The following is a 26,129-nucleotide window of genomic DNA, read 5'->3' on the forward strand; positions in this document are numbered from 1 at the left end:
TCCCGGAGGAATCCATGACCGCCGTGGTCATCCGTACGCTCGACGAGAGCAGTGCTCACCTTTTCGACGCCCTGCCCGACCCGCTGGGCTTCCGTGAGAAGCACCGGCGGACCCGGTACCGGCCCGACTGGAAGCGGGTCGCCCTGCGTGCCGGCCGGGTCGTGGCCCGCGCCGCCTGGTGGGGCCGGCCCGAGGACCCCGAGCCGCTCGTCGTCAACTGGTTCGACGTGGCCGAGGGCGAGGAGGACGCGGGAGCCGAACTCCTGCGCGCTGCACCCTGGCGCACCGAGGAACTCGAACTCGACCTGCCCGCCGGCTGGCGCGACGTCCCCGGTCTGCCGACCGCCGTCACCACCCGCACCGCCGCCGCCCGCAAAGCGGGATACGAGCCTCTCGTGGAACGCTTCATCTACCGCTGGACCCCGGACCACGGACTGCCCGAGCGCCCCGGACGCCTCGTCTTCTCCGCCGAGCCGGACGACACCGTCTTCTTCGACGCCCTGCGCCGCATCCACTCCGTCACCCTGGACGCCCATGCCCGGCGGGCCGTCGAGCAGGGCGGAGTCGACCGGGCCGCCCAGGAGGATCTCGACATCTTCCACTGGTTCCCGTCACCACGCATGTGGTGGCAGCTCGCCCGCACACCCGAGGGCGAGCCGGTCGGCATCCACATCCCGGCCCGCAATCCGTCCGGACCGTGCGTCGGCTTCATCGGCGTCCTGCCGGAACACCGCGGCCAGGGCTACGCCTACGACCTGCTCGCCGAGTGCACCCACTTCCTCGTCGAACGCGACGCCGAGTTCATCGCCGCCGCCACCGACCAGGACAACTTCCCGATGGCCGCGCACTTCACCCGGGCCGGCTACCCCGTCGTACGGGAGCGCCTCAACTTCTGTTGCGAGCGGGGTGTCAGTGCCGGGTGACCGGCTGACGAGGTGATCGACGACGGCGGAGCGGGGGCCTGGCCCGGTGGTGCGACGAACCGTTCGAGGAGGACGGCAGGACCTGAAGGGTGTTGCACAAGGCTGTGTTCGGGCAGGTCAGCCCTCAACACCCCAGCCATACATGGGAGATGCCCAGCTCAGGGCCTTGTGCAACACCCTTTAGGCGAACCAGTCGGGGTGGCTCTTGCGGAGGTCGGCCATGGCCTCGACGAACGAGGTGAGGGCAGTCTCCAGCACGCTGCCGAACAACACGGCCGTCGCGTGGCCGAAGCGGACCGTGGTGGTGACGTGTCGCGTCTCCCCTCCGAATCCCGCTTGGTCGTTACTGCCCGACCACCGCTCCCATTCAGTCTTGGAGGAAACGTCGAGTTCCGGCAACTCCCGGTAGGGCACACGGATCAACGTGCCGGTGGCGAGGACGCAGAGGTGCGTGGTGGTGAAGGCCACGGCTTGGTCCAGGGCCACCGACCGCCCGGTCCTGACGTGGCCCAGCAGACGTTCCCAGCCGACGAGCCGGCACCGTTCACGTAGTTGCCCCACTTTGCGTCCAGTCGGGCTGTCGGGCACGACCACGGCTTCCTGTTCCCTCAGCAGCAAGGTCAACGCGATCTCGAAGTTGGCGGGTTCGACGAGATGACGCTCGATGTGCGCGTCCACCTGCCCCTTGTCGTAGCCCATGCGTTTGTCGGACGCCGTGGGGAAGTGCGGTGGCCGTACCGGTGTCGTGCGTCCGGGGTCGGACACCACTTCGATGAGCCGGTCGAGGCCCGCGACGACGTGCTCGATGTCGTAGCCGGACCCCTTGAGCGGAGTGAAGGGGTACTTCGGCGGTGGTGCGGCGGCGGCCGGCACTACGGCGGTCGCACCGGCCGATGCGACCGGAGCCGGACGGCTCGGTCTGGGGCCCGCCGGGTTGAAGGCCACCACGAGGTCACCGACCGCGCTGTTGACACTGCGTGTGGGGGTCTGAGCGGGCAGGATCCGGCCGACCCGGTCGGCCACGTCCCGGTAGAACTCCTCCGCGCCGACCCGGCCGTCGCCGTCCCGGTCGCCCGTGCCGTCGCGCAGCGACTGCACCACAGCGGAGGTGAAGACCGACGGCTTCGCCCCGTCGCGGCTGCGTTCGCCGTCCTCGTAGCTGTACTGCAACGAGGTCGACGAGGTGATGATGAAGCGACCGCGGCCGCCGAGGTTGCCGGCCACGTCGATGGTGTGCTCACCCGCACGCGTGCGCATGCCCCGCACAAACGCGCCGCTGTAGCAGCAGTCGAGGAAGAGGACGATCTGCTGGGACCGGCTCTCGTCCATGAGGTCGTTGAGGAAGTCGGCACCGACCGAACTGGCGGTCAGCACGTCCAGCTCCGTGTCCCGGGCGGCGAAGTGCAGCCGGCCTCGCGAGTCCTTGCGGCCGTGGCAGGAGAGATGGAGCAGCAGCAGATCCTCGGGGGCGGCCCCGGTGAAGAAGCGCTGCACTCCGCGCGCCACTTCGTCGCGCGTCCGGTCTCTGAGGACGTCGACCTCGAAGCCTCCGATCGCCTCGTCCCGCAGCACCTCGCAGAGGGCAACCGCGTCCGCGTCCGCCCCCGGCAGGTGCGCGAGCCTGGGATCGTCGTAGCGCGAGGTGGTGACCACCAAGGCTCGCCTAGCCATGGTCGGAGGGCTCCGTCGTCCGGGTGGCGTCCCGGTCCTGTTCGATCGCGGCGAAAAAGCCCTGAATCGCCTCGCGTTGTTCCGCGCGGCCGGTGGAGTCGAGCCGTAGTTCGTGCGTGCCGAGCTTCATCTCGATGGAGCCGGAGTTGCGGCGCCGCAGCCAGTCCTGCAGCAGTCCGACCAGCGACCTCACCAGCGTCGGCGCCGTCCGGAGGGTGATCACCAGGGCCGCTGTCTCCCAGACCTCGGCCGACCGGGTGCCCACCGGCGCCGGACCCGCGGGCAGCGGTGTGACCCGGTGCAGCTCGAGCCCCGCCAACTCCTCGGTCAGCGCGACTGCTTCGGCCTCGGTCATGCGTATCCCGGCCGACTCGTCATGCCACAGCCGTACGGTCGCCTCGGCGAGACCTCCCTGACGGTCCATGTGCCGTCCCCCCTCAACGCAGTGCTCGAAGTGCATGAAGGGTGACAGAGTGGCATGAACGGGGCCGCCCTCGGGGCGGTTTCGCGGATCCCCACCGATGCGGTGGCCGATCTCGCCGGGAGGCTGCGGGCGGTCAGGGGGACGCGCCCAGAGGCGGACCGTCATCCGCACGGTCACCTCGTCACCCTCGGCCAGATCCCGCGGCCGCGTAACCGCCCCACCGGTCACGGGACAGTCTCTAGGCGAAGGAGGCCGGTTCCCCGGCCAGCTTCGCCTCCGCCGCTGCCAGGATCTCGGTGACCCGCAGGCCGAACGCTGCGTCGCAGGGGTGCGGGCGGCCGGTGCGGGTGGCGGTGAGCAGGGCGTCCGCGGCGCGGGTGAGGGCGGGCACGGCGCCCTCGGAGCTTCTCGGCAGGAGCGACACCCCGGCCTCGCCCCGCAGTTCGAGGTCGGCCCCGGCCGCCGCGGGCGGTGCCGTCAGGCTCAGCGTGAGCGTGCTGGACGCGCCCGTGGCGTGGTCGAGGACCAGGTGCACGGTGTCGGAGGGACCGTACGCCGCCGCCAGGACCTGCCGTACGTCGCCGAGGACCGGCAGCAGGACGGACAGGGCATGCGGTCCCACGTCCCACAGCGCGCCCTTCTCCCGCCGCCACGGGGAGGCCGCGAACGGGCTGTCGCTCGTGAACACCGCCCCCAGCCACTGCGCCCGCGCCGTGAACCAGCCGGCCGCGGCGGCCTGTTCGTCGATCCAGGCCTCCGGTTCCTTCTGGAAGCGTGTGGTGAAGAACACGACCGAGGACACCCCGGCCCGCTCCGCGGCCTCGGCCACGGCCCGCGCCTCGGCGACCCCCACCGCCAGCGGCTTGTCCAGGAGGAGATGCCGTCCCGCCCGCGCCGCCCGCACTGCCAATTCGGCCTGTACGGAGGGGGGAAGGGCCACCGCCACCGCGTCCACGTCCGCCAGCAGCGCGTCCACGTCGTCGTAGGCCCCGACGCCGTACTGCTCCGCCAGCGTGGTGGCCGCCTCCGGGCGGCGTCCCCAGACCCCGGCGAAGTCCAGACCGGTGTGCCCGGCGAGCGCGGGGGCGTAGGCGGCCTGGGCCCACGGGCCGGTTCCCAGCAGTCCGATGCGCATCTCGCGTTCCTTTCCGCTGACCGGTCGCCACGGCCTCATGATGCCGTGTCCCGGTCGCCGTTGACGTACGACACCGCATGGTCTCCGTGCCCGGCCAGCCACTGCGCGATGGTCTCGGCGATCGGCTGGCCGGTGTCCATCTCGACGAAGCCGAACTGGCCCGACTGGTTGCACTCCAGGAACCACCAGATTCCGTCCGAGTCCTCCGCGAAGTCGAAGGCACCGTATGCGAGTTCGGCGTCCTTCATGTAGCGGAGGACGGCCTCGGCGACGCGCGGGGGCACTTCCGCCGGGAGCCAGGGGGAGACCGACGGGGCGAAGCGGACGTCGATGTCGTCGGGGTGGCCGTCCGGGTCGGCCGGCTTGCGCGCGGCCAGCAGCCGCTCGCCGACGACCGTGAGCCGGATGTCGGCCCGCTTGGGGATCCGCCGCTGCAGCAGGGTCGGACCGAAGGCGACGGCCGCGAAGTCGGCGTCCGGCGCGACCCGGCTGGTGGGCACCGCCCGCGGCGGCTCCTGGGGATGTGCGCCGGAGACGGGCTTGACCACCAGGTCAGGGAACCGCTCGGCGAACTCCCGGGCCGCCTGCGGGAACGTGGTGATCAGGGTGGCCGGCACGGCGAGCCCGCTGAGCTGGGCGAGCCGCAGCTGCCAGGGCTTGTGGCGGGCCCGGCGGGCCGCGTCCGGATGGTTCATCCAGCGCGCGCCGGTACAGCGCAGCATGCCGTACAGCGCCTGCGCGGACTCCTCGGTCAGCCAGGCGGACGGCTGGCCGGCCCGCAGGGCCGCGTCACCCGGCCTGCGCACCCAGATGGAGCGCAGGCCGTTCATACTCACGAGGCGCCCGCCGACGGAGAGGTGTCCGCGGCAGGCGCCCTGCACGTACTCGCCCGACAGCGCCACGCCGTTGGTGAGGTCGGCGGGATCGAGCCGGACCACGGGCACGCCGGCCCGGCCCAACTGGAGGACCACCATGTCCGCCGTCACGTCCTCTTCAGTGGTCAGGATGAGCACGGTCATCTTGCACAGGCCCGCGTTCAGTCGTCGAAGTGCGTCTTGGAGCCGGCCGTGGAGGTCGTTGTCCCCAGTGCTCTCAGAGTCGCGTGGTCGGTGGCGGCGATCCGCCCGTCCGGGAGGACGTTCAACTGCAGTCCGGAGTCGTACGCGTACGGAGCGGTGACGTCCAACTGCACAGCGGGGCGCGCGTAGTTGAGCGTGAACGGTTGCATGGTCTCTCCCTGATTCGGCTTTCACGTCCTTATACGAATCGAACGGGTGGTTGGTTTCCTTACACTCCGTAACCGAAGTCCGGAGAGGGGTCGTTCGGGGCACCAGACAGGAGGACGTCACCTCGGTCGGGAGGAGTTGCGCGGTCCGCCCACGGGTGTGCGGTGCCTTGCGTTCCGTTTCACTCCGTGAGGGCGCCGCGGGCCGCGGCCAGGGTCTGCTCGGCATAGCCGCGGCCGAACAGCACCACGTGCACCAGCAGCGGGAAGAGCTGGTGCAGGCCGACGCGCCGCCGCCAGCCGTCGGCCAGCGGCGCCGCCTCCTGGTATCCCGCCAGCACCCGGTCCAGATGCGGGCAGCCGAACAACCGGAGCATCGCCAGGTCGGTCTCCCGGTGTCCGCCGTGCGCCGCCGGGTCGATGATCCGGACCGCCCCGTCTGTGGCCCACAGCACATTCCCGTTCCATAGGTCGCCGTGCAGCCGGGCGGGCGGTTCGGCCGGTCCGGCGAGATCCGGGAGCCGCGCACAGACCCGCTCGATCACGGCGGCCTCCGCGGGCCGGATCGTGCCGGCGTCCACCGCGTCGCGCAGATACGGCAGCACACGGTGCTCGGCGTACCAGCCGGGCCAGTCGTTCCCGGGCGTGTTGCGCATGGGTGCGAGGCCGATGTACGCCTCCTGCGGCCCACCCGGCGGTGGTGCGCCGAACGCCGGTGCCCCGGCGGCGTGCAGGGCCGCGAGGGCGTGGCCGAAACGCAGCGCTGCCGCGCCATCGGGCTGCCCGGTCGGCACGCACTCGGTGACCATCCACCGCTCGTCGTGGCCGAGCACCTCCGGCACCCGGACCGCGCCCGCGGCGCCGAGCCAGCGCAGCCCGGCCACCTCGGCGCGTACGGCACCCGGGGCGCCGCCGTGCTTGACCATCACTGCTGTTCCGCCCTCCAGCGTCACCTCGGCGGGCGACCCGGACGGCGTCCGCGCGGCTGTGACCCGGCGCCCGGTGAGCCGCGACGCCGCCTGCCCCGGATCTTCGTCCCGGTTGACCACGGCCTCAGCGTACGGCCCGCAAATGAGGTTCCCCTGAGGACACTTCGACGGTTGATACGACTGATTTCAGCCAAACCCAGGCAGTAACTACCCGTGTTGGCGCCGTACGACTAGCGTGAGGGCGCCGCGTCGCCACACCAGGGGCACAGGGCCCTGACGGGACTAGCGAGCGGCGGAGGGTTATCCCCCTTGACCACAGCATCCGTGCTGATGGCCGACGTCTTCGAGGTTCAGCCCTACACCTCCCACTGCGAAGTCATCTTCGGCGAGGGCGCACACGCGGTCATCGGCGTGTCGCCGGGCAACAGCTACTTCTCCGCCCAACGCCTGCACGACCTCGCCCGCTGGGGACTGGACCACTTCGACAGGGTCGACTTCGTCTACACCGACCTGTACGTGGCCGAGATGTACGAGGCGTCCGGCTACCCGCCGGACGAGGCCCGCCGCAAGGCCGTGAAGAATCTGCGGGGCGTGCGCGCGAAGGTCCGCGACGCGGTGACGGAGGCCGACCCGGACGGCACCCGGCTCGACTGGCACCCGATGTCGGCCTTCCGCACCAACCCCGCCTACCAGGAGATGCACCGGCAGCTGAAGCACCGGCTCACGTCCGACGGCGACTTCCGGCGCGTCTGCAACGCCCTGGTGAGCCGTTTCCTGTCGGCCCGCGGCGAGCAGGCGAGCGAGCGGCAGCGCGAGGTGTGCCTGGAGTACGTGTGCGCCGAGGCGCCCCTGTTCCTGGACACCCCCGCCATCCTCAAGGTGCCCTCGTCGCTCAACTGCTACCACCAGCTGCTGCCGATGGCCGAGCTGTTGTACTCCCGCGGCGCCGGACTGCGCGCCTCCCGAAACCAGGGCCACGCCATCGTGACGCCCGCCGCCCAGCAAGGAGCCGCGGCATGACCACCGCCCCCGACATCCGCACCGAAGCACCGCCGCTGGACTTCCCGTTCTCCTGGGACGGCACCCGTGTGCCCGCCGAGGTCGAGGAGCTGCGCACCGCCACTCCCGTACGGCGCGTGCGGACCATCGCCGGCGACGAGGCGTGGCTGGTCTCCTCCTACGACCTGTGCCGGGAGGTTCTCAAGGACGACCGCTTCTCCCTCAAGGACACCTCCGCGCCCGGCGTCCCCCGCCAGTACGCGCTCACGATCCCGCCGGAGGTCGTGAACAACATGGGCAACATCACCGGGGCGGGGCTGCGCAGGGCGGTGATGAAGGCGCTCAACCCCAAGGCCCCCGGCCTGCTGGCCCGGCTGCGCGAGGACGCCCACCGCCTGGTGGACCTGATGGAGGCCGAGGGGCCGACGGTGGACCTGCGCGACGCGTTCTGCGAGCCGTACTCGGCGGGCATGCACTGCCGCATCCTCGGCATCCCGCAGACCGAGGCCCCGGCCTTCCTGCGCAGCCTCGACATCGCCTTCATGAACTCGGCGTGCCCGATCACCGGCGCGAAGATCAACTGGGACCGGGACATCACCAGGATGACCGCCCTGCTCGACGACCCGGCCACCCACGGGCTGATGGGCGAACTCGCCGCCCTGCGCGACGACCCCGACTACGCACACCTCACCGACGAGATGCTGGCCACCGTCGGCGTCACCATGTTCGGCGCCGGCACCATCTCCACCTCGGGCTTCCTCGCCATGGCCCTGGTCTACCTGCTCACCCACCCCATAGCCAGGGACCTCCTCAGGGACCGCCCCGACCTGATCGGTCCGGGCGTGGAGGAGCTGCTGCGGGTGAACCTCTCCATCGGCGACGCCCTGCCGCGCCTCGCCCTGGAGGACGTCCTGCTCGGCGACGTGCGGGTCCGCCGGGGCGAACTCGTCCTGGTCCTGGTGGAGGGCGCCAACCTCGACCCGGAGAAGTTCCCCGACCCGCACCGCTTCGACGTCCACCGCGACAACACCCCCGACCACCTCTCCTTCGGCGGCGGCGCCCACTACTGCCCCGCCACCGCACTCGGCCGCGCACACGCCCGGATTGCCCTGGAGGTCCTGCTCGAACGCCTGCCGGACCTCGCGCTCGCGGTCCCGCCGAGTCAACTGGTGTGGCGCACCGGCTTCATGAAGCGGATCCCCGAACGGCTCCCGGTGGCCTGGTAACCCTCAGGCTCCCCGTACGTCCCGTACGGCGTCCCCGGTCCGGAACCCCGGACGGGGACGCCGACGTGCGCCACTGTCACCGGCGTGCGGACTCCCGTCGTGTCAGCCCCACCGGATTGCCGGGCGGCAGCAGCCCCGAGTCCTCGACGGTGCGGGCCAGCGGCTCCAGCAGCTCTGCCAGGCGTGCGGTGCGCTGCGCACCGAGCGCGGTCCACGGGCGCTCGGCCGCCTCGTCGGTCCGCATCTCGATGTGCGCGCGCCCGCCGACACCCGCGCGGGTCAGCGATCCGTCCTCGGCGAGGAAGCCGCGCTCCCGCAGGGCGGCCTCGGCCGCCGCCCAGTCCTCCGGCTCCCATCTGCGGGTCTCCCGCAGGAACGCCGCGTCCGACTCCCCGGCGGCCGCCTTGAGCACCATGGCCTCGACCGGCCCGAGCCCCAGGCCCACCAGAACGGCGACATGCCCGTCGCCCCGGTGCTCGCGCAGGGTCGTCAGGGCCTGCCACAGCCGGACCGTCGGCCGCTCGGGCCGCTCCAGCGCCTGGTTGGCCGCGGCCAGCACCCGTCCCGGAACGTCCGCCGCGGCCGCCGCCTCCCACGCGAGGTCGGCCGCCTCCGCCAGCTCCGCCGAGCCCGTCACCTCCGGCCCGAACAGACGGATCATGGCCGCGTTCATGGCCTCCCCGCGGGCCGCAAGCACCGCCTCGGGAGCCGCGTACGCCCAGGCGTCGGGCAGCGCTCGGGCCACCCGGGCGGGGTGGAAGACGAAGAAGGATCCGGTGACCACGGACGGCGACACCGCGCCCAGCGGGGCCGCCCGCAGCGCGAAGTACCCCATCCAGAACCCGCGCATCCCCAGCCGGTCCGCCGCCTGCCGCGCCTCGGGCGCGAAGTACACGAGATCGTGCACCGGCTCGTACCGCTCCCACATCGTCCTCGCCGTCCCGCCCGCCACTGCTTCCTCCCACCGTGTCGGCCTGTTGTGCTGCCGGCACCAGCCTGCGCTATGACTGCTGTCATAACAAGCGGGTTCGGGGCGGTTTCCCGCTCCTCGTGATCACTCGGGAAGGGCCTGGACGCGCCCGATGACATTGCCGAGCAGCCCCGTGAACCACACCCCGTGGTCGGGACCGGCGGCGATGCGGAACGGCACCGTGTCCGCGCCGCCCGGCACCGGGAAGACGGTGATCCTGCCGGCCGTGTCGACGTGACCGATCCGGCCGGCCTGGTCGGCGTACCACACCTGTCCGTCCGGCCCGAGGGCGATACCGCCGGGACTGCTGTCCGCGTCGGGCAGCGGGATCCCGGTGACGTGTCCGGTGGAGTCGATCCGGTCGACCGGGTCCGCACCGGACGTGGTGAACCACATGCCGCCGGGGCCGGTGACGATGTCGTCGGGAAAGCCGGCCGCGGAAGGCAGCGCGAACTCGGCGATCCGGCCGGAGCCGTCGATCCGCCCGATCTTCCCGCCGGTCAGTTCCGTGAACCACAGCGCTCCGTCCCCGCCCGCCGCGATGGAGTTCGGGCAGGCACCCGGGGTCGGGACCGGGTACTCGGTGACTCGGCCGGAGGCGGTGATGCGGCCGATCCTGTCGCCGTCCGCCTCGGTGAACCACAGGGCACCGTCCGGTGCGGACGCGATCCCGGTCGGGAAGCCGTCCGCCGTCGGTACCGGGAACTCCGTGAGCTGTCCGGAGGTGGTGATACGGCCGATCCTGTTCGCCTCGCCCTCGGTGAACCACAGGGCCTGGTCCGGACCCGTGGTGATGCTGAGCGGGAAGCTGTCCGGACTGGAGGTGGGGAAGTCGGTGACCTTGCCCTCTACGGTGACCCGTCCGATCCGCCCGACTCCTGGCGCCGCGAACCACACGGCCCCGTCCGGTCCCGTGGTGAGGCCGGCGGGGAGGGTGCCGGCCGTGGTGGTGATCGGAAACTCCGTCACATCGCCGACGTCGGCCCGGGCCGGGGCGGCGACGACGGCGATCCCGGCCAGGGCACCCAGCGACGCCGTGAGCAGTCGGCGGATGCCGCGTCCGAGCACGGCTGCGGGGGAGGGCATGGCGCGGCTCCTTCTCGTTCTCGGCGGGGCGAGGGGCAGGGGGCGCCGCCGTGCCGTGATGGATCGTCGGACCACCCCCATCCTCGTCAAGTCCCGGACCTCGGACACCTGGACCGGGCCAGGCGGACGCGACGTTCTGAGTGGGCCACTGGCGGCGCCGGCCGAGCGGCGGGCGGACGGGTGACGGGAACTGGTCCGAACGAGGGGCATTGCGGCGTGTCGATGGGACAGACGGGTGGAGCGATGACACGGCTGGGCGGCCCGGATGGTGCGAGGCAACCGGCTGGCTGACGGTGGTTCATGTCGAGGCCGGGTTCATCGAGCCGATGTCGAATCCGCTGCCCGGCCACGGCGGAAGGACCTCGACATGCGTTCTGCCCGCATCCTGCTCGCCACGGCTGCCGCCGCGGCCGCCCTCTCCTTTGCCGCACCCGGCGCCGTGTTCGCCGTGTCGGGTGGGGACGACGGCGGCCGTGACGACTCCTCGTACAGCAGGAACCAAGACAGTGATTCCGGCAACGACAGTGATTCCGGCGGCGGCCACGACAAGGGCTCCGGCGGCGACCACGGCAAGGGGTCGGACAGCGACAACGACAACGACTACAGCACGGACCGCGACAGCGGTGGCAGCCACGACTCGCCGCGCGGCGGAATGCACACGGGCGGCGGTGCCCTCGCCGCGGTGCGGGGTGACGACGACTGGAGTTCGAGCAGCGACGACAGCAGGTTCGACCCCGAGACCTACAAGAACAAGGACGAGGACAACGGCGGCAAGGGAGACACGGGAGACAGCGGCAAGGGGGACAAGGAGGACAGTGGCAGCGGCAGCGGCAAGGGGGACAAGGACGACTGGGGCGGCGGCGGTGACGACCAGGACAAGCCGCGCGGCGGCATGCACACCGGAGGCGGCGCCCTCGCCGCGCCCGGTGTCACCGCGGGCGGGCTCGCCGTGCTCGCGGTAGGCGCCACCGGCATGTACGCACTGCGCCGGAAGAAGGCCGTCGAGCCGGCGTCCTGACCGGACTCCCGCATGCCGGGGGATGCGGCCGCCGCCGGCGCAGACCGTGCCGGCGGCCCGCCCCCCCAACCCCGATCCGCTTGCTGCCGTGCCCGAGTGAGGTGGTGTCCGATGGCAGCAGATCCCTCCTCCCCGCCCCCCGACGAACCGGCGACGGACGAGCCGACCCCCGGCTTCGGCGGCCGGCTGACCCTGTGGGGCGTGGCGATCGCCGTCCTCGCCGTCAGCCTGTTCGGCGGCCATCACGGTGTGAACGACACCCCGGACGTATCCCGTACCGCGGGCGCGACCGGCGCCGCTACGGGCGACTCCGACCAGGCAGGCCTGCCGCTGCCCCACTCCGTGCCGATCCGGCTCCTCATCCCCAAGATCTCCGTGGACGCCCCCTTCGCCGCCCTCTCCCTCGGCCCCTCCGGCCAGCTCGAACCCCCGCCGGCGGCCAACACCAACCTGGTCGGCTGGTACTCCGACGGCGCCTCGCCCGGCGAGGCGGGCACGTCGGTCATCGCCGGGCACGTCGACACGGTGACCTCCGCGGCCGTCTTCGCCAACCTCGACCAGCTGGAGACCGGCGACCGGTTCTCCGTCGACCGGGCCGACGGGCGGCGGGCGAACTTCGTCGTGGACGACACGGAGACCTACGCCAAGGACGACTTCCCGAGCAAGCGCGTGTACGCCGACACGGCGCGCCCCGAGGTCCGGCTCATCACCTGCGCGGGTGACTACGACCACTCGGTGCAGGACTACACCGACAACCTGGTGGTCTTCGCCCACCTCGTGTGACGCCCCGGCGGACCGCTGCGGGTCAGACGGCCCCGTCCGCGAAGGGGCCGCCCGGGGCGAAGGCCAGCGCGGCGAAGCGCTCACCTATCCGGCGGTGTGTGGCGGCGTCCGGGTGGAGGTCGTCGGGCAGCGGCAGTTCGGCGCTGTCGGCCTCCCCGTACAGGTCGCGGCCGTCGAGGTGGTGGAGATGCGGGTCCTCGGCCGCCCGCTGCCGCACGATCCGGGCCAGCTCCTCCCGGACGACCGCGAGGGTGAGCTTGCCGTACGCCCGCTCCGCCGGATCGCCGGTGGCCCGGAACCGCAACTGCCCCGAACCCAGGGAGCCGAGGTCCACGGCGCACGGGCCGGGTGTGTCCTCGTGGATGGGGCACAGGATCGGCGAGATCACGAGAAGAGGGGTGTCCGGCCGGCCCTCGCGGATGGTGTCGAGGAAGCCGTGGACGGCGGGGCCGAAGGCGCGCAGCCGCATCAGGTCGGCGTTGACCACGTTGATGCCGAGCTTGACGCTGATCAGGTCGGCGGGAGTGTCGCGCAGCGTGCGCGCGGTGAACGGGTCGAGGAGGGCGCTGCCGCCCAGGCCGAGGTTGATCAGCTCCACCCCGCCGAGCGAGGCGGCGAGCGCGGGCCAGGTGGTGGTGGGGCTCGCGGCGTCGGAGCCGTGGCTGATGGAACTGCCGTGGTGCAGCCACACCTTGCGGCCCCGGTCCGGCACCGGCTCGACGGGCGCGTCGGCGCGCAGGGCGACCAGCTCGGTGGTCTCGTTGTGCGGCAGCCAGATCTCGACGTCCTTCACCGTGGCGGGCAGGCCGGTGAAGCGCACGGTGCCGACCGGGCCGGGCCGCTGCTCGGCGGTGCCCGCGGCCATGTCGATCGTCAGGGTGTTGCCGCCGGTGACGGACGCGCTGCCGGCCGGGCGGCCGTCGACGAGCAGGTCGTACACGCCGTCCGGGCGCGGCGGGGCGCCGACGTAGACCCGTTTGGTCGGCAGCGTGTCGAGCTCGACGGCGGTGGCACGCGTGCGCAGGACCAGCCGTACGCCCGACGGCTGGGACTCCACCATGTGCAGCTGCGGGTCGGCACACTGGGCCCGGGCCCGGGCCGGAAGCCGGTGCGGCAGCAGCCCGTGTCCGGTGCGTTCCAGGTCGAGGGCACCGCGTACGAGGTCGGCGGTCAGGGGGATGGTGAGCCAGTCGTACGAGGACATCGGTGCGAGCCTGTCGGTAGAAACGGGCGGAGGGGGAGTCAGGACGCCGGCCAGTTGCGCAGCAGTGCGTCGAGGGCGTCCAGGATCCGGGTCCAGGACTCCTGCGAGTCGGGTGCGCTGTGGCTGAACCCGCCGGCCGACTCGAGGCTGACGTAGCCGTGGAAGACGCTGCCGAGCAGCCGGACCGCATGGGTCTGGTCGGGCTCGGCCAGGTCGTAGCCGCGCAGGATCGCCCGGGTCATCTGGGCGTGCCGGCCGCCTGCGCTCGCGGCGGCGGCCTCCGGGGCGAGCCGGAACCGGGCGGCCTCGTAGCGGCCGGGGTGCTCGCGGGCGTAGTCGCGGTAGACGTTCGCGAAGGCCTGGAGGGCGTCCGTGCCGGCCCGGCCTGCCAGTGCTTCGGCGGCGCGGTCGGCGAGTTCCTCCAGCGCGAGCAGGGCGATCCCGGTCTTCAGTTCCTGGGAGTTCTTCAGGTGCGAGTACAGGCTGGCGACCTTGACGTCGAAACGCCGGGCCAGCGCGGACACCGTCACCTGCTCGAAGCCGACCTCGTCGGCCAGCTCCGCTCCCGCACGGACGAGACGCTCCGCGGTCAGTCCTGCGCGCACCATAAGCTTCCTCCCATTTGCCGAAATCGATTATGCGGCTACCTAAAGCTTTTAGGCAAATTGGATAGCGCTGCAGCCTGGCTCGGTGCGTCGGGCATCGCCACGGGGCCGGCGGGGACCATGCCGACCGTGGCCGGAGGCCGGCAGTGACGTGGAGGCCGGTCGCGAACACCCACTTTTTGTGGGTACTTGGCAGCCCCGCCCCGCCGGGAGACGCTGTTCTCCGAGGTCAGGGGCTGCCGGGCAGAGGGAGTGGAGGTGCGGGCGCCAGGGCGTCAGGAAGCCGGCCGGGGCGCGACGAGTCGCTCCAGGCGGCGGTGGCCCCAGTCGGACAGCGGCCCCAGGGCCTCGGCCAGCTCGCGGCCGAACCCGGTCAGCGAGTACACGGTCTTCGGCGGCAGCACGTCGTGCACCTCCCGGTGCACCAGCCCGTCCGACTCCATCTCGCGCAGCGCCTGAGTCAGCACCTTCTCGCTCAGCCCCGGCAGCCGGCGGCGCAGCTCGCCCGGCCGGTGCGGACCGGACTCCAGCAGCCACAGCAGCGTGGTCTTCCACTTGCCGTCGATCACCGCGATCGCGGCGGTCACTCCGCACACGTTCGGATCCTGGGCACGGCTGCGCGTCATCCTCGTCCTCTTCGCTCGTCCGCCCGGCCGTTCGGCCATATTTCCTTACTTATACGGGAGTTGAATCATGTCTGCACCCTCCGCACGCTCCACGGTCACCGTGCTCGGTCTGGGCCCGATGGGCCGCTCGCTGGGCGGCGCCTTCCTGAAGGCCGGGCTGCGCACCACGGTCTGGAACCGCACGCCGGGCAGGGACCGCGAGCTGATCGCGCAGGGTGCCGTCGGCGCCCCGACCGCCGAGGCGGCCGCCGCCGCGAGCGATCTGATCGTCGTCTGTCTGGTGAACTACGACGCGGCCGACGGCGTCCTGCGCCAGGACGCCGTCACCCGGGCACTGAAGGGCCGTGTCGTCGTCAACCTCACCGCCGACACCCCCGATCGCGCCCGGGACACGGCCGACTGGGCCGCAGCCCACGGCATCCGCTACCTGGACGGCGCGATCATGACACCCGCACCGGGCATCGGCACGCCCGACGCAGTGTTCCTGCACAGCGGCCCGCGGGACCTCTTCCAGGAGCAGCTGCCCCTGCTGGAGGCCCTGGGCGGCACGCACACCCACCTCGGGGAGGAGATCGGGCGCGCCGCCACGTTCGACATCGCGTTGCTCGACGTCTTCTGGACCGCGATGGCGGGCTACGCGCACGCCGTGGCGATCGCCCGCGCGGAGGGCGTCACCGCCCGGGAACTGGCACCCTTCGCGCAGGGCATCGGCGCCATCCTGCCGCCGCTCTTCGGGGAGTTCGCGGAGGACGCCGACAGCGGCACCTACTCCGGGGCGATCAACCCCATCACCTCGGCCGCCTCCACCATGGCCCATGTCGTCGCCCTCTCCGAGGCCCACGGCATCGACGCGGGCGTGATGCGCGCCGCCGAGGGCATGGCTCGCCGGGTCATCGGCCTGGGTCACGGGACGGACGGTTTCATCCGGGTCGCGGACGTGCTCGGCCGGCACTGACGCCGGGCTGCGACTCCTCGTGTCGACGGACGGACGGAACGTAACGGGCGCCGGCCCGCGACTTGTGTGTGCGTCCGCGCGATGGAACGCTTCCCTCCGCCGGTCGCGACCACGGCCGGCGAAGCTGTGAGCATGGGTTTCCCGGGAGACGGACAGTCTCCCGGAGCCGGCCGTGGGACGAAACGGGGAGTGGACCGATGGAGCTGGAGCTTCGGCACCTGCGAGTGCTGTGCGCGATCGCCGACGCGGGCAGCGTGGGCCGTGCCGCAGCACACCTCGGGTACTCGCAGCCCGCCGTGAGCACCCAGCTCAGACGCATCGAGCGCCACCTGGGCGAGCCGCTCTTCGAGCGGAGCGCGAGCGGAGTGCGGCCCACCCGGTACGGCGCCGAGGTGGTCGCCCAGGCCCGGGACGTGCTGGCCCGCGCCGACGCCATCGGCCACCGCCCCGCCTCCGCCCGGCCGCGACGTACGCTGCGCGTGGCCGCGACCAACTCGCCCATGCTCTCCGGCACGGTGTCCCGCGTCCGCACCCGGCTGCCGGATCTCTCCCTCGCCGTGACCAGCGTCTACGCCTCCTCGCGGATCGTCGAACTGCTGGAGGAGGGCACGGTGGACGCGGCCATCGCCGCCGACTACCCGGGCATGGAGCTGCGGCACTCGACCGCCGTGCAACATCGCGGGATCGTCACCGAGCCGACGTTCGTCGCCCTGCCGTCGCGCCACCGTCTGCGCCAGTCCGCCCAGGTGCAGCTGGCCGACCTGGCCGAGGACGACTGGTTCGTGACCCCGGACGACGGCGCCGGCTGGCCCGGGGTGTTCTACGGCGCCTGTGCCGCGGCCGGGTTCCACCCCGTCGCCGTGCACGAGTTCCTCGGCGACCAGACCCAGCTGCAGAGCATGATCGCCGACGGCCTCGGTGTCTCCCTGGTGCAGCCGACTCTGCGCCCGATCCCGCACGTCACGGTCAAGCCGCTGGCCGGCTCCCCGCTGTGGTGCCGGTATGTGCTGGCCTGGCGCCCCGACACCGTCACCGCCGACGTCGTGGAGACGCTCTTCCAGTCGGCCCTCGGCGCCTACCGCGATCTGGTCGCCCAGGCACCGCACTTGAGGACCTGGGCATCGCGGACCTGGAGCATCGCCGGGGCGTAGCGGCCGCCGGTACGGCGGGCCGCGATGTTATGGGCCCGTAGTGCCATGTGCTATGTCACACGCCATTGTTGTGCGGGTGGCGCGCTGAGACAGTGCCACACACGCCTCAACACCCCACAGAGGCGCATCCCTTCGTGGAGGAATCCCGATGCGCTATCGCTTCGCGCTGCCCAGACGCATGGCCGGCGCCGCCGCCGTCTGCGTCACCGTGGCCGGCCTGCTGTCCACCCCGGCGCTGGCAGCACCCCGGCCGGACTCCGGTACCGCCGCGCACACCCCCGGCAGACACACCCCGGCACCACCTCCCACCGGCCCGACCGCCGGTGCCGACGAACGCCCCGCGACCCAGGCGAAGAGCCTCAGCCCCGCCCAACTCCCGCCCCAGGCACCGACGTTCACCCGCAGCATGGAGACCGCGCCGCACGGCGTGACCAAGTCGGCCTCCTGCACTGCGGCCGACTTCGGCAGCCGCAGCGGATCCGCCCTCGTCTCGTTCGTGAAGGCGTCCTCCACGGACTGCGTGAACACCCTCTTCTCGGTCACCGGCAGGGACGCGCGCGACATCTTCCGCCAGGCGCAGATGCTGTCCGTGGCCAACGCGTTCACGCGTACGGCCGGGCAGTACCAGGGCGACAACTCCGGAAGCCTGCTGCAGCTCGTCCTCTTCCTCCGCGCGGGCTACTACGTGCAGTTCAACCACCCCGGTGACGTCGGGTCGTACACCTCCCGGCTCACCACCGCCGTCACGGGCGGCCTGGACACCTTCTTCGCCCGCTCCCGTTCCCGGGACGTGACGGCCGCGAACGGCGACATCCTCGGCGAGACCGTCATCCTCACCGACAGCGCCGACCAGCAGGGCCGCTATCTGTACCTCTACCGGCGGCTGCTGGGCGACTACGACAGCTCCTACGACGCCGTCGACAGCATGGTCAGGGCCGTCAACGACGTCTACACGCCGCTGTGGCGCGGCAACTGGAACCCGGCGTACGTGCAGGCGGTCGACGCCGACCCGCGCATCATCGACACCCTGTACGACTTCGCGCTGGCCAACACCGACCAGCTCGGCACCGATCTCGCCTTCCTGGACTCCAACGCCGGGATGAACCTGGCCCGTTACGTCGAGCACCCGGAACTGCGCGAGACCGTGCAGCCGTTGACCAAGGATCTGCTGGACCGGACCGCGATCACCGGCCCCACGGCCGGGCTCTGGGTCGCCGTGGCCACACAGGCCAACTACTACGACAGCGCCGACTGCGCCTACTACGACGTCTGCGACCTGCCGGCGAAGCTCACCAAGGCCGTGCTGCCGGTCAGCCGCCAGTGCGACGCGAACGTCACGATCCTCGCCCAGTCCCTGACCGCCGCCGACCTCGACGCCGCGTGCGCCAGCGTGCTGAACCAGAGCACCTACTTCCGCGGCGTGGTCAAGGCCGACGGAGCGATACCCGGGCAGTACGTGTCCACGATCCGGCTCGTGGTCTTCGCCGGCCGGAGCGACTACCAGACCTACGCCGGCCCGATCTACGGCATCAGCACCGACAACGGCGGTATGACCCTCGACGGCGACCCCTCCGACCCGGCCAACCACGTCACGTCGATCATGTACCAGAAGAACTACGACGACGGCTTCGTGGCCCGGATCTGGAACCTCAACCACGAGTACACGCACTTCCTCGACGCCCGCGACGACATGTCGGGCGACTTCACCCGGCAGACCTCGGTGCCCGACGTGTGGTGGATCGAGGGCGTCGCCGAGTACGTCTCCTACAGCTACCGGGGCCTCGCCGACGACCAGGCGATCCAGGAGGCCGCCAAGCACACGTACAAGCTGAGCACCCTGTTCGAGAACACCTACGCCAACAGCGACGTGATCCGCACCTACCCGTGGGGCTACCTCGCCGTGCGCTACATGATCGAGCGGCACCCCGACGACGTCCGGCGCATGCTCGGCCGCTTCCGTGCCGGTGACTACGCCGGCGGATACGCCGTCTACCACGACGGCATCGGCAACCGCTACGACGCCGACTTCGACCAGTGGCTGACGGCGTGCGCCGCGGGCGCCTGCACCAGGCCTTCGGCGGCCTGACCGCCCGCGCCCGAGCAGAACGGCCGCCGACCGGAACCCCGGTCGGCGGCCGCACGTGTCACGCGGCTCCCCGGCGTCAGACCGCCGTGGCCGGGTACGTCGGGTACTCGACGCCCGAGACGTGCTGGACGACCCGGACGACCTGGCAGGAGTAGCCGAACTCGTTGTCGTACCAGAGGTAGAGGATGGCGTTGTCGCCGTCGACCTTGGTCGCGCCGGCGTCGACGATCGAGGCGTGGCGCGAGCCGACGAAGTCCATGGAGACGGCGTCGGGGGCGGTGGTGAAGTCGATCTGGCGCTTCAGCGGCGAGTTCAGCGAGACGTCGCGGAGGTAGTCGAGGACCTCGTCGCGGCTGGTCTCACGGCCCAGGCGCAGGCTCAGGATCGCGATCGAGACGTCCGGGACGGGGACGCGGATCGAGCTGCCGGTGATCGGGGCCTTGAGGTCCGGCAGCGCCTTGGCGACGGCGGAGGCGGCACCGGTCTCGGTGATGACCATGTTGAGCGGCGCGGAGCGGCCGCGGCGGTCGGCCTTGTGGTAGTTGTCCAGCAGGTTCTGGTCGTTCGTGAACGAGTGGACGGTCTCCACGTGACCGCGCAGGACGCCGAACTCGTCGTCCATCGCCTTCAGCGGCGGGACGATCGCGTTGGTGGTGCAGGATGCGCAGGACAGGATCTGCTCGTCCGGCTTGATGGTGTCGTGGTTGACGCCGTGGACGATGTTCGGGACGTCACCCTTGCCCGGGGCGGTCAGGACGACCTTGTCGATACCGGGGCGCAGATGCTTGGAGAGGCCCTCGCGGTCGCGCCACTTGCCGGTGTTGTCGATGAGGATGGCGTCCTTGATGCCGTGCGCCGTGTAGTCGACCTCGGAGGGGTCGTTGGCGTAGATCACCTTGATCGCGTTGCCGTTGGCGACGATCGTGCCGGTCGCCTCGTCGACGGTGATGGTGCCGTTGAACTGGCCGTGGATCGAGTCGCGGCGCAGCAGCGAGGCGCGCTTGACGAGGTCCGCCTCACCGCCACCGCGGACGACGATGGCGCGCAGGCGCAGGCCGTTGCCGGACCCGGCCTTCTCGATCAGCAGGCGGGCGACGAGGCGGCCGATGCGGCCGAAGCCGTACAGGACGACGTCGCGGCCGACGCCGCGCTCGATCTTGTTGGCACCCGTGGCGCCGGCGACGGCCTCGGCGGTGAATTCGGCCACCGACAGACCGCGGTCGTCGGTCCGGTAGGTGGCGGCGAGCATGCCGATGTCGATCTGCGACGGGCCGAGATCGAGGGTGGTGAGGGTCTGCAGGAAGGGCATCGTCTCGGTGACCGAGAGCTCCTCGCCGGCGATCTGCCGGGCGAAGCGGTGCGTCTTCAGGATGCTGACCACCGACTTGTTCACCAAGGAGCGGCTGTGCAGCAGGACGGTCACGTCCCGCTCGCGGTGCAGCTTCCCGATGATCGGGATCATCGACTCCGCGATCTCCTCGCGGTTCTTCCAGTTGGTGAACGAGTCGTCGTTGACAGTCACAGATCCATCTTTCGAGCTAGGCAGCGCTCAGATGATAACAACAACCGGTCCGGGTCTTTACGGGGGTCCTGAATCAGGGTGGAAGACCGTAAGAAACCCGGGTCGTGAATTGCACGCCCGCACCGCGGTGACCATGGTCTGAGGGTGAGCACGTCCTCCGTACCCCGGCCCGAGCCGGCCGCGCCGTCCCGCACCTTCCGCAGCCCCGCCCTGCCCCTCGTGGTCCGGCACCGGTTCCCCGAAGGCGCCCTGCCGGCCCTCGCGCTGTTCGCGGCGGTCCGCACCGCCGGCATCCTCGTCGTGATCGTCGCCAACCACCTCACCGGGCACCCGCTGGTCAAGAGCCTCGCCCACTCCTGGGACTCCCGCTGGTACCTGCACATCGCCTCCCACGGCTACGGGCACCTCATCTGGATCACCCAGAGCGGCGGGGTGCAGGCCGACTGGGCGTTCTTCCCGCTCTACCCCGGGCTCATCCGGGCCCTGACCACCGTCCTCCCGCTCACCCCCGGCCAGGCCGCGCTGCTCGTCGCCTGGGCCGCCGCGGGCGTGGCCGCCCACGGCATCTACGTCCTCGCCCACCACCTGTACGGGCGTGCCGTCGCCACCGCCCTGGTCGGACTGTGGGCCGTCCTGCCGCACTCCGTCGAGCTGACCATCGCCTACACCGAGTCCCTCTTCGCCGCGCTCGCCGTCTGGTCGCTGTACTGCGTGCTCAGGGGCCGCTGGCTGTGGGCGGGTTCGCTGGCCGCGCTGGCGGGTCTGTCCCGGCCGACCGGATTCGCGGTGGCGGCGGCCGTCGGCCTCGCCGCCGCGCAGGAGGTGCTGCGGCAGCGCGGCCGGGTGCCCGCGACCCTGTGGGCCGGCGCCCTGGTCGCCCCGCTGGGCTGGCTCGCCTACGTCCTGTGGGTGGGGCAGCAGACCGGCGACCCGCTCGGGGGCTACTTCAAGATCCAGAGCGCCTGGGACTCGCGCTTCGACTTCGGCGCCGGCGCCCTGCGCTTCCTCGGAGCCCTGTTCCTGCACGGCGGCGGCTTCGTCTACCCGGCCGCCCTGATGATCGTCGCGGTCTCCGTCGTCCTCTTCGGGCTGCTCTGCCTGGACCGCGCCCCGCTCGCGCTGGTCGTCTTCGCCGCGGTTCTTGTCCTGCTCGTGGTCGGCGGCTCCGGCTCGTTCTCGTCCAAGCCGCGCTTCCTGCTGCCGGTCTTCCCCCTGCTCATCCCTCCGGCCCGTGCCCTCGCCCGCACCTGGCGGGTACGCCCGGCCCAGGCCCTGCTCGTCGGCGGCGCCCTGGCCGTCGTGTCCCTGCTGTACGGCGCCTACGTGACGGTAGTGGCCCACTCCCCGCTGTGAGCCGCCGGGCCACCGGGCGCGGGCGGAAACCGGCCGTCCTGCACCGGAAACGCGGCTGCCGCACCCGGAATCGGCTGGATCCGGGGTGGGTTCACCGGAAAGATCGTGCGGAGTCCTGACGAGAGAGGCGTGTCGATGAAGCTGCACACCCGTGAGTGGGGGACCGGGGACCGGATCGCCGTCCTGGTCCACGGGATCATGTCCGACCACAGGACCTGGCGGCGGGTCGCGCCGGCGCTGGCGGACAAGGGCTACCGGGTCATCGGCGTGGATCTGCGCGGGCACGGCGCGAGCGGCCGGGGGGAGTACGGCGCCGAGATCTGGGCCGACGATCTCGTGGAAACCCTGCCCAAGGGCCCGGAGCTGGCGATCGGCCACTCGCTCGGCGCCATGGCGCTGGCCCTCGCCGTCGAGCGCCTCGCACCGGACCGGGCGGTCTACTGCGACCCGGCATGGGAGCTGGGCGGCAACGCCGCCGCGGCCGCCATCGCCTTCCCGTCCTTCAAGGACGCGCCCCGTGCGATGATCACCGGCTTCAACCCGCGGTGGGAAGAGGCCGACGTGGAGATCGAGCTGGCCACGCTCGCCGTCTGGGACCCCACGACCGCCCACGCCCTCCCGGACGCCTACGCGGTCAGCCGGACCCCGGCCCGCCCGGTGGTGCCCTCACTGGTCGTGCTGGCCGACCCCAGCCGTCTGGTGTCCCCGGAGGCGGCGGGGGAGCTGGCGCGGAGGGGCTTCGAGATCCGCACCGTCCAGGGGGCGGGGCACACTCTCTACCGGGACGACTTCGAGGGGTTCATGTCGGCGCTGGACGGATGGATGTGAGAGGGCGTCCGCCGCGCGGACGAGGGGCCCGGTACGGCTGAGCCGTACGCCTGGGGAAATCCTCACCCCCCTTCCGGGGGGCTGCCGCAGTGCCCCGGGTGCCTGCCGCGTGATCGGCTGTGGGCACCGGATTCGATCGAGGGCAGCCGAGGGGTGGCCGACAGGTGCGGTATCGGTGGGGGTGTGCGGCGTGGGTCGTGGGTGTGGCGCAGTTCTTCGTCCTGCAGGGCGTCGTCGGGTCGGCATGGGCGAGGCCGTACAGCTGGGCGCGGAACAACATCAGTGATCTGGGCAACGCGCACTGCGCCTGGCAGCCGGACCCCGAACCGCGCTACGTCTGCTCGCCCGAGCACGCGCTGATGAACGTCTCGTTCGTCACCCTGGGTGCGCTGTTCGCCGCCGGTGTCCTGCTGAGCGGTGCCCTGTGGCGGCGCGGCGCGACCGCGACCGCCTCCCGGCTGCTGCTGGCCGGTGCCGGTGCCGGGTTCGTGCTGGCCGGGCTCGCGCCCGCGGACGTGCACGAGAACCAGCACGTCCTGGGCGCCCTGCTGATCATGGCGACCGGCAACCTCGGCCTGCTGCTCTCGGGTGCCGCCCTGGACCTGCCCCGTCCCCTGCGGTGGGGGAGCGGACTGCTCGGCGCCGTGGCACTCGCCGCCTTCGCGCTCTTCCTCTCCCACCACTACCTCGGGCTCGGCATGGGCGGCATGGAACGCGTCGCGGCGTTCCCGCTGCTGGTGTGGGCGGCGGCTCTCGGCGCCCGGGGCCTGGTCGTGCGGGGCGCCAGGTGACCGTCGGTCCCAGGGCGGAAGCTCCCCTGAGGCGGGATCATCCAATAACGGTAAAATCTAGACGTTTGCCCTGACGGGCCACCGCCCATCCGGAAGTGACCGATGCCCCGCAAGCGCTCCACGGACGACGGCGACGAGCTGCTGGCCAGACTCGGTTCGCTCACCGCCCAGGCGCGCGAGCGCGCGGAGCTGCAGCGCACCCAGGTCGAGCTGGCCATCGCGCTGCAGCGCGGCATGCTGCCCCGGGACCTGCCGGCCGCCCCGGGCCTGCACCTCGCGGTCCGGTACGCACCCGCCTGCTACGGCCTCAACGTGGGCGGCGACTGGTACGACGCCTTCGCCCTGCCCGACGGCCGCATCGGGCTGTGCATCGGCGACGTGCAGGGCCACAACATCGAGGCCGCCGCCTTCATGGGCCAGGTCCGGGCCGGGCTGCGCGCCCTCGCCTCGGTGACCAGCGAGCCGGGCGAACTCCTCGCCCGGACCAACGAGCTGCTGATCTCTCTGGGCAGCGACCTGTTCGCCACCTGCACCTTCCTGCGGCTCGACCCGGCCACGGGGGTGCTGGAGAGCGCGCGGGCCGGGCACATCCCGTTCATCTGGGCCACGGCGGACGGAAAGTCCGGCGTGGTGGACGACGAGGGCGGGCCACCGCTCGGCATCGAGCCGGGGATGGAGTACCCGGTGACCCGGCACCGGCTCACCACGGGCGGGGTGTTCGTCCTGCTCACCGACGGTGTCGTGGAGGGCCCGTCGCTGAGCATCGAGGACGGCCTGGACCAGGTGGTGCGGCTCGCGGGCATCGCGGCCGTCGCGGGACTGGAGGCGCACGCGCTGGCCGCGGCCGTGATCAAGGGTGCGGAGAGCGTGGGGCACGAGGACGACGCCGCCGTGCTCGTCGTGGGCCTCGACGGGCCGGGGGCGTGGCTGTCCGACCGGTGGGGCGCCCTCGAGCCCGGCTTTCAGCCATAGAGCGGGACCGGACGGCCCTCGCCTCGCCGACTGCGGGCCATCGGTGTGAGATTGCTGCTGTGGTGGGTTTCGAGGATCTGCGGCGGCCCGGCGGCTACGTCGTCCGGGTGCTGGCCGTCGCGGCCTGCTACTACGGCGCGGCGCGGCTCGGGCTCCTGCGCCGGCTCGTCGTCGAGGGCTCCGTGTTCACCCCCATCTGGCCGCCCACCGGCGTCGCCGTCGCCGCCCTGCTGATCTTCGGGCTGGGCTGCTGGCCCGGAGTCGCACTCGGGGCTCTCGGCGCCATCCTGTACCTGACCACCCCCAGCATCGACGTGCTGGGCTTCCTGGTCGGCAACACCGCGGCGCCCGTGTGTGCGGCGCTGCTGCTGCGCCGGGCCGGTTTCCACACCGACCTCGGCCGGCTGCGCGACGGCCTCGCCCTGGTGTTCCTCGGCGCGCTGACCGCCATGCTGATCAGCGCGACCATCGGCGTCGGCCTCCTCGTGCTCACGGGCAAGCTGGCCGAGCACAGTTTCTGGGCCGTCTGGCTGGCGTGGTGGGTGGGCGACGCGATGGGCGTCCTGATCGTCACCCCGCTTCTCCTGCTGCTGTTCAGGTCCCGCTGGCCGCCGCCGCTCGTGCGCTGGAAGGAGGCCACCGCGCTGGCGATCGTGACCTTCTGTGTCGTACCGCTGGCCGCCTACAGCTCGATCAGCCTGCTCTTCCTCGTCTATCCGCTCATCATCTGGGCCGCCCTGCGCTTCGAGCTCGTGGGCAGCATGCTCTGCGCGCTGGTCACGTCCGTGCTGGCCACCGTCGCCGCGACGGACGGCGTCGGGGCTTTCGCGGGGCTGACCCGGATCGAGGTCATGGCGAAACTCCAGGCCTTCAACGGTGCGATGGCCCTCACCGCGCTGCTGCTGTCGGCTGTCATCACCGAGCAGCGCAACACCCGCCGCTCCGTCGAGCAGGCCTGCCAGGAACTGGTGCACGTCCTGGAACACCTCACCGCGGGCGAGCTCCCGCCACCCCACCCGCCCCCGGAACCCGACGACCGGCCGTGGCCCAAGGCCTAGCCACCCCGGCCCGCATCGATTACTCACACTTGGTTGAACAGTCCAGACTGATAAACCTATTGTTAGTAAACGTGGACGTGGAGAACAGGACCGAGAACGGCACCCGCCCCCCGGGCCCGCCGCAGGACAACACGGCGCTCGCGGCCGCGCTGCGGCTGGCCATGGGCCGGACCGTCCGCAGGCTGCGCCAGGCGCACGCCGTCGGGGACGTGACCCTCTCCGGAGTGTCCGTGCTGTCCCGGCTGGCCACCGCCGGACCGGACTCGCCGGGCTCGCTCGCCGAGCTGGAGCGCGTCCGTCCCCAGGCGATGGCCACCACCCTCGCCGGGCTCGAACAGCGCGGACTGGTCAGCCGTACCCCCGACGCGGCCGACGGACGGCGGGCCATCGTGTCGATCACCGACGCGGGCCGCGCCGTGCTGGCGGAGCGCCGCTCCGAGTCCGTGGCCCGGCTCGCCCAGGCCCTGGACGAATTCACCCCACAGGAGCGCGACGCCCTGCGCGCCACGCTGCCCCTTCTCGACCGGCTGGCGGAACAGCTGTGAGCGCCCAGGCGCCGGGCAGCGTCCCGGGCGGGTCCGCCGACGGC

The 26,129-nt window shown here is 71.9% G+C and carries 26 protein-coding genes; 14 read left to right on the forward strand and 12 right to left on the reverse strand.

The annotated features are described in order from the left end of the window. Positions 1 to 14: 14 nt before the first annotated feature. A complete protein-coding gene (locus AC07DS_RS36895) occupies positions 15 to 923 on the forward strand; it encodes a GNAT family N-acetyltransferase (protein WP_479152585.1) in 909 nt (302 codons plus the stop codon). 180 nt (positions 924 to 1,103) lie between these two features. Here the strand turns inward: AC07DS_RS36895 and AC07DS_RS36900 are convergent, their stop codons facing one another. The 6 genes from AC07DS_RS36900 to AC07DS_RS36925 form a co-directional block, all read right to left on the reverse strand. Next, positions 1,104 to 2,594 (reverse strand): caspase family protein, encoded by a 1,491-nt coding sequence (locus tag AC07DS_RS36900; RefSeq protein ID WP_479152586.1) that lies wholly within the window; start codon positions 2,592 to 2,594, stop codon positions 1,104 to 1,106. Further along, complete coding sequence (locus AC07DS_RS36905; protein ID WP_479152588.1) at positions 2,587 to 3,018, reverse strand: hypothetical protein; 432 nt, start codon at positions 3,016 to 3,018, stop codon at positions 2,587 to 2,589. Before AC07DS_RS36905 ends, AC07DS_RS36900 begins: the two co-directional genes overlap by 8 nt. Positions 3,019 to 3,256: 238 nt before the next feature. Continuing rightward, complete coding sequence (locus AC07DS_RS36910) at positions 3,257 to 4,153, reverse strand: Gfo/Idh/MocA family protein (RefSeq protein ID WP_479152590.1); 897 nt, start codon at positions 4,151 to 4,153, stop codon at positions 3,257 to 3,259. Positions 4,154 to 4,188: 35 nt separating this feature from the next. Further along, entirely contained in the window at positions 4,189 to 5,172 is a 984-nt protein-coding gene (gene tgmB, locus AC07DS_RS36915) for an ATP-grasp ribosomal peptide maturase (RefSeq protein WP_479152592.1), read from the reverse strand. Between the two features lie 17 nt (positions 5,173 to 5,189). Then, positions 5,190 to 5,381 (reverse strand): putative ATP-grasp-modified RiPP, encoded by a 192-nt coding sequence (tgmA, locus tag AC07DS_RS36920; protein ID WP_014670659.1) that lies wholly within the window; start codon positions 5,379 to 5,381, stop codon positions 5,190 to 5,192. A 179-nt stretch (positions 5,382 to 5,560) separates the two neighbouring features. Next, positions 5,561 to 6,427 carry a fructosamine kinase family protein gene (locus AC07DS_RS36925; protein ID WP_479152594.1) on the reverse strand — a complete coding sequence of 289 codons (867 nt, stop codon included), beginning with the start codon at positions 6,425 to 6,427 and terminating at the stop codon, positions 5,561 to 5,563. 189 nt (positions 6,428 to 6,616) lie between these two features. Between AC07DS_RS36925 and AC07DS_RS36930 the strand changes: the two genes are divergently transcribed. Then, positions 6,617 to 7,327: a cyclodityrosine synthase gene (locus tag AC07DS_RS36930; protein ID WP_479152596.1), complete on the forward strand. Its 711-nt coding sequence runs from the start codon at positions 6,617 to 6,619 to the stop codon at positions 7,325 to 7,327. Then, the gene (locus AC07DS_RS36935; protein WP_479152598.1) at positions 7,324 to 8,532 is read left to right on the forward strand and encodes a cytochrome P450; all 1,209 of its coding nucleotides are present in this window, start codon (positions 7,324 to 7,326) and stop codon (positions 8,530 to 8,532) included. The genes AC07DS_RS36930 and AC07DS_RS36935 overlap by 4 nt, the downstream gene beginning before the upstream one ends. A 76-nt stretch (positions 8,533 to 8,608) precedes the next feature. Here AC07DS_RS36935 and AC07DS_RS36940 read toward each other — a convergent pair whose 3' ends face one another. After that, on the reverse strand, positions 8,609 to 9,484 hold the full coding sequence (locus tag AC07DS_RS36940; RefSeq protein WP_479152599.1) for an SCO6745 family protein: 876 nt from the start codon (positions 9,482 to 9,484) through the stop codon (positions 8,609 to 8,611). A 102-nt stretch (positions 9,485 to 9,586) separates the two neighbouring features. Beyond that, on the reverse strand, positions 9,587 to 10,588 hold the full coding sequence (locus tag AC07DS_RS36945) for a Vgb family protein (protein ID WP_479152601.1): 1,002 nt from the start codon (positions 10,586 to 10,588) through the stop codon (positions 9,587 to 9,589). 367 nt (positions 10,589 to 10,955) lie between these two features. On the opposite strand from AC07DS_RS36945, the gene AC07DS_RS36950 reads away from it, so the two are divergent. Next, on the forward strand, positions 10,956 to 11,606 hold the full coding sequence (locus AC07DS_RS36950) for a hypothetical protein (protein WP_479152603.1): 651 nt from the start codon (positions 10,956 to 10,958) through the stop codon (positions 11,604 to 11,606). A gap of 111 nt (positions 11,607 to 11,717) precedes the next feature. Next, positions 11,718 to 12,389 (forward strand): class F sortase, encoded by a 672-nt coding sequence (locus AC07DS_RS36955; protein WP_479152605.1) that lies wholly within the window; start codon positions 11,718 to 11,720, stop codon positions 12,387 to 12,389. 22 nt (positions 12,390 to 12,411) lie between these two features. On the opposite strand, the gene AC07DS_RS36960 is transcribed toward AC07DS_RS36955, so the two are convergent. The 3 genes from AC07DS_RS36960 to AC07DS_RS36970 form a co-directional block, all read right to left on the reverse strand. Beyond that, the gene (locus tag AC07DS_RS36960) at positions 12,412 to 13,593 is read right to left on the reverse strand and encodes a GDSL-type esterase/lipase family protein (protein WP_479152607.1); all 1,182 of its coding nucleotides are present in this window, start codon (positions 13,591 to 13,593) and stop codon (positions 12,412 to 12,414) included. Between the two features lie 38 nt (positions 13,594 to 13,631). Next, entirely contained in the window at positions 13,632 to 14,201 is a 570-nt protein-coding gene (locus AC07DS_RS36965) for a TetR/AcrR family transcriptional regulator (protein WP_479152609.1), read from the reverse strand. Between the two features lie 272 nt (positions 14,202 to 14,473). Beyond that, positions 14,474 to 14,824, reverse strand: a complete 351-nt coding sequence (locus AC07DS_RS36970) for a winged helix-turn-helix transcriptional regulator (protein WP_479152610.1) — start codon at positions 14,822 to 14,824, stop codon at positions 14,474 to 14,476. A 67-nt stretch (positions 14,825 to 14,891) separates the two neighbouring features. Here AC07DS_RS36970 and AC07DS_RS36975 point away from each other — a divergent pair, with 67 nt between their 5' ends. The 3 genes from AC07DS_RS36975 (at position 14,892) to AC07DS_RS36985 (ending at position 19,016) form a co-directional block, all read left to right on the forward strand. After that, positions 14,892 to 15,779 (forward strand): NAD(P)-dependent oxidoreductase, encoded by an 888-nt coding sequence (locus tag AC07DS_RS36975; RefSeq protein ID WP_479152612.1) that lies wholly within the window; start codon positions 14,892 to 14,894, stop codon positions 15,777 to 15,779. Between the two features lie 197 nt (positions 15,780 to 15,976). Beyond that, positions 15,977 to 16,930: a LysR family transcriptional regulator gene (locus AC07DS_RS36980; RefSeq protein ID WP_479152614.1), complete on the forward strand. Its 954-nt coding sequence runs from the start codon at positions 15,977 to 15,979 to the stop codon at positions 16,928 to 16,930. Positions 16,931 to 17,078: 148 nt separating this feature from the next. Beyond that, a complete protein-coding gene (locus tag AC07DS_RS36985) occupies positions 17,079 to 19,016 on the forward strand; it encodes a collagenase (protein ID WP_479152616.1) in 1,938 nt (645 codons plus the stop codon). 76 nt (positions 19,017 to 19,092) lie between these two features. Here the strand turns inward: AC07DS_RS36985 and AC07DS_RS36990 are convergent, their stop codons facing one another. Further along, a complete protein-coding gene (locus AC07DS_RS36990; protein ID WP_479152619.1) occupies positions 19,093 to 20,538 on the reverse strand; it encodes a glyceraldehyde-3-phosphate dehydrogenase in 1,446 nt (481 codons plus the stop codon). 144 nt (positions 20,539 to 20,682) lie between these two features. Here AC07DS_RS36990 and AC07DS_RS36995 point away from each other — a divergent pair, with 144 nt between their 5' ends. The 6 genes from AC07DS_RS36995 to AC07DS_RS37020 all read left to right on the forward strand — a co-directional run bounded on the left by AC07DS_RS36995 (position 20,683) and on the right by AC07DS_RS37020 (position 26,085). Beyond that, complete coding sequence (locus AC07DS_RS36995) at positions 20,683 to 21,891, forward strand: hypothetical protein (RefSeq protein WP_479152621.1); 1,209 nt, start codon at positions 20,683 to 20,685, stop codon at positions 21,889 to 21,891. 135 nt (positions 21,892 to 22,026) lie between these two features. After that, on the forward strand, positions 22,027 to 22,719 hold the full coding sequence (locus AC07DS_RS37000; protein WP_479152622.1) for an alpha/beta fold hydrolase: 693 nt from the start codon (positions 22,027 to 22,029) through the stop codon (positions 22,717 to 22,719). Positions 22,720 to 22,922: 203 nt separating this feature from the next. Then, positions 22,923 to 23,510 carry a DUF998 domain-containing protein gene (locus tag AC07DS_RS37005; protein WP_479152624.1) on the forward strand — a complete coding sequence of 196 codons (588 nt, stop codon included), beginning with the start codon at positions 22,923 to 22,925 and terminating at the stop codon, positions 23,508 to 23,510. Positions 23,511 to 23,612: 102 nt separating this feature from the next. Beyond that, positions 23,613 to 24,482, forward strand: a complete 870-nt coding sequence (locus tag AC07DS_RS37010; protein ID WP_479152626.1) for a PP2C family protein-serine/threonine phosphatase — start codon at positions 23,613 to 23,615, stop codon at positions 24,480 to 24,482. Positions 24,483 to 24,541: 59 nt separating this feature from the next. After that, positions 24,542 to 25,540, forward strand: coding sequence for an MASE1 domain-containing protein (locus tag AC07DS_RS37015; protein WP_479152628.1), 999 nt, complete (start codon positions 24,542 to 24,544; stop codon positions 25,538 to 25,540). 71 nt (positions 25,541 to 25,611) lie between these two features. Continuing rightward, on the forward strand, positions 25,612 to 26,085 hold the full coding sequence (locus tag AC07DS_RS37020) for a MarR family winged helix-turn-helix transcriptional regulator (protein ID WP_479152630.1): 474 nt from the start codon (positions 25,612 to 25,614) through the stop codon (positions 26,083 to 26,085). Positions 26,086 to 26,129 lie beyond the last annotated feature (44 nt).

This window comes from Streptomyces sp. NPDC044064 (assembly GCF_056434245.1).

Bases quoted from the DNA above. Each gene is read 5' to 3' on its own strand.
- AC07DS_RS37000 (WP_479152622.1), top strand. From the start codon at position 22,027: ATGAAGCTGCACACCCGTGAGTGGGGGACCGGGGACCGGATCGCCGTC.
- AC07DS_RS36950 (WP_479152603.1), top strand. From the start codon at position 10,956: ATGCGTTCTGCCCGCATCCTGCTCGCCACGGCTGCCGCCGCGGCCGCC.
- tgmB (WP_479152592.1), bottom strand. From the start codon at position 5,172: ATGACCGTGCTCATCCTGACCACTGAAGAGGACGTGACGGCGGACATG.
- AC07DS_RS36955 (WP_479152605.1), top strand. From the start codon at position 11,718: ATGGCAGCAGATCCCTCCTCCCCGCCCCCCGACGAACCGGCGACGGAC.
- AC07DS_RS36965 (WP_479152609.1), bottom strand. From the start codon at position 14,201: ATGGTGCGCGCAGGACTGACCGCGGAGCGTCTCGTCCGTGCGGGAGCG.
- AC07DS_RS36945 (WP_479152601.1), bottom strand. From the start codon at position 10,588: ATGCCCTCCCCCGCAGCCGTGCTCGGACGCGGCATCCGCCGACTGCTC.
- AC07DS_RS36935 (WP_479152598.1), top strand. From the start codon at position 7,324: ATGACCACCGCCCCCGACATCCGCACCGAAGCACCGCCGCTGGACTTC.
- AC07DS_RS36905 (WP_479152588.1), bottom strand. From the start codon at position 3,018: ATGGACCGTCAGGGAGGTCTCGCCGAGGCGACCGTACGGCTGTGGCAT.
- AC07DS_RS36970 (WP_479152610.1), bottom strand. From the start codon at position 14,824: ATGACGCGCAGCCGTGCCCAGGATCCGAACGTGTGCGGAGTGACCGCC.
- AC07DS_RS36960 (WP_479152607.1), bottom strand. From the start codon at position 13,593: ATGTCCTCGTACGACTGGCTCACCATCCCCCTGACCGCCGACCTCGTA.
- AC07DS_RS36975 (WP_479152612.1), top strand. From the start codon at position 14,892: ATGTCTGCACCCTCCGCACGCTCCACGGTCACCGTGCTCGGTCTGGGC.
- AC07DS_RS36910 (WP_479152590.1), bottom strand. From the start codon at position 4,153: ATGCGCATCGGACTGCTGGGAACCGGCCCGTGGGCCCAGGCCGCCTAC.
- AC07DS_RS36980 (WP_479152614.1), top strand. From the start codon at position 15,977: ATGGAGCTGGAGCTTCGGCACCTGCGAGTGCTGTGCGCGATCGCCGAC.
- AC07DS_RS36900 (WP_479152586.1), bottom strand. From the start codon at position 2,594: ATGGCTAGGCGAGCCTTGGTGGTCACCACCTCGCGCTACGACGATCCC.
- tgmA (WP_014670659.1), bottom strand. From the start codon at position 5,381: ATGCAACCGTTCACGCTCAACTACGCGCGCCCCGCTGTGCAGTTGGAC.
- AC07DS_RS36985 (WP_479152616.1), top strand. From the start codon at position 17,079: ATGCGCTATCGCTTCGCGCTGCCCAGACGCATGGCCGGCGCCGCCGCC.
- AC07DS_RS37010 (WP_479152626.1), top strand. From the start codon at position 23,613: ATGCCCCGCAAGCGCTCCACGGACGACGGCGACGAGCTGCTGGCCAGA.
- AC07DS_RS36895 (WP_479152585.1), top strand. From the start codon at position 15: ATGACCGCCGTGGTCATCCGTACGCTCGACGAGAGCAGTGCTCACCTT.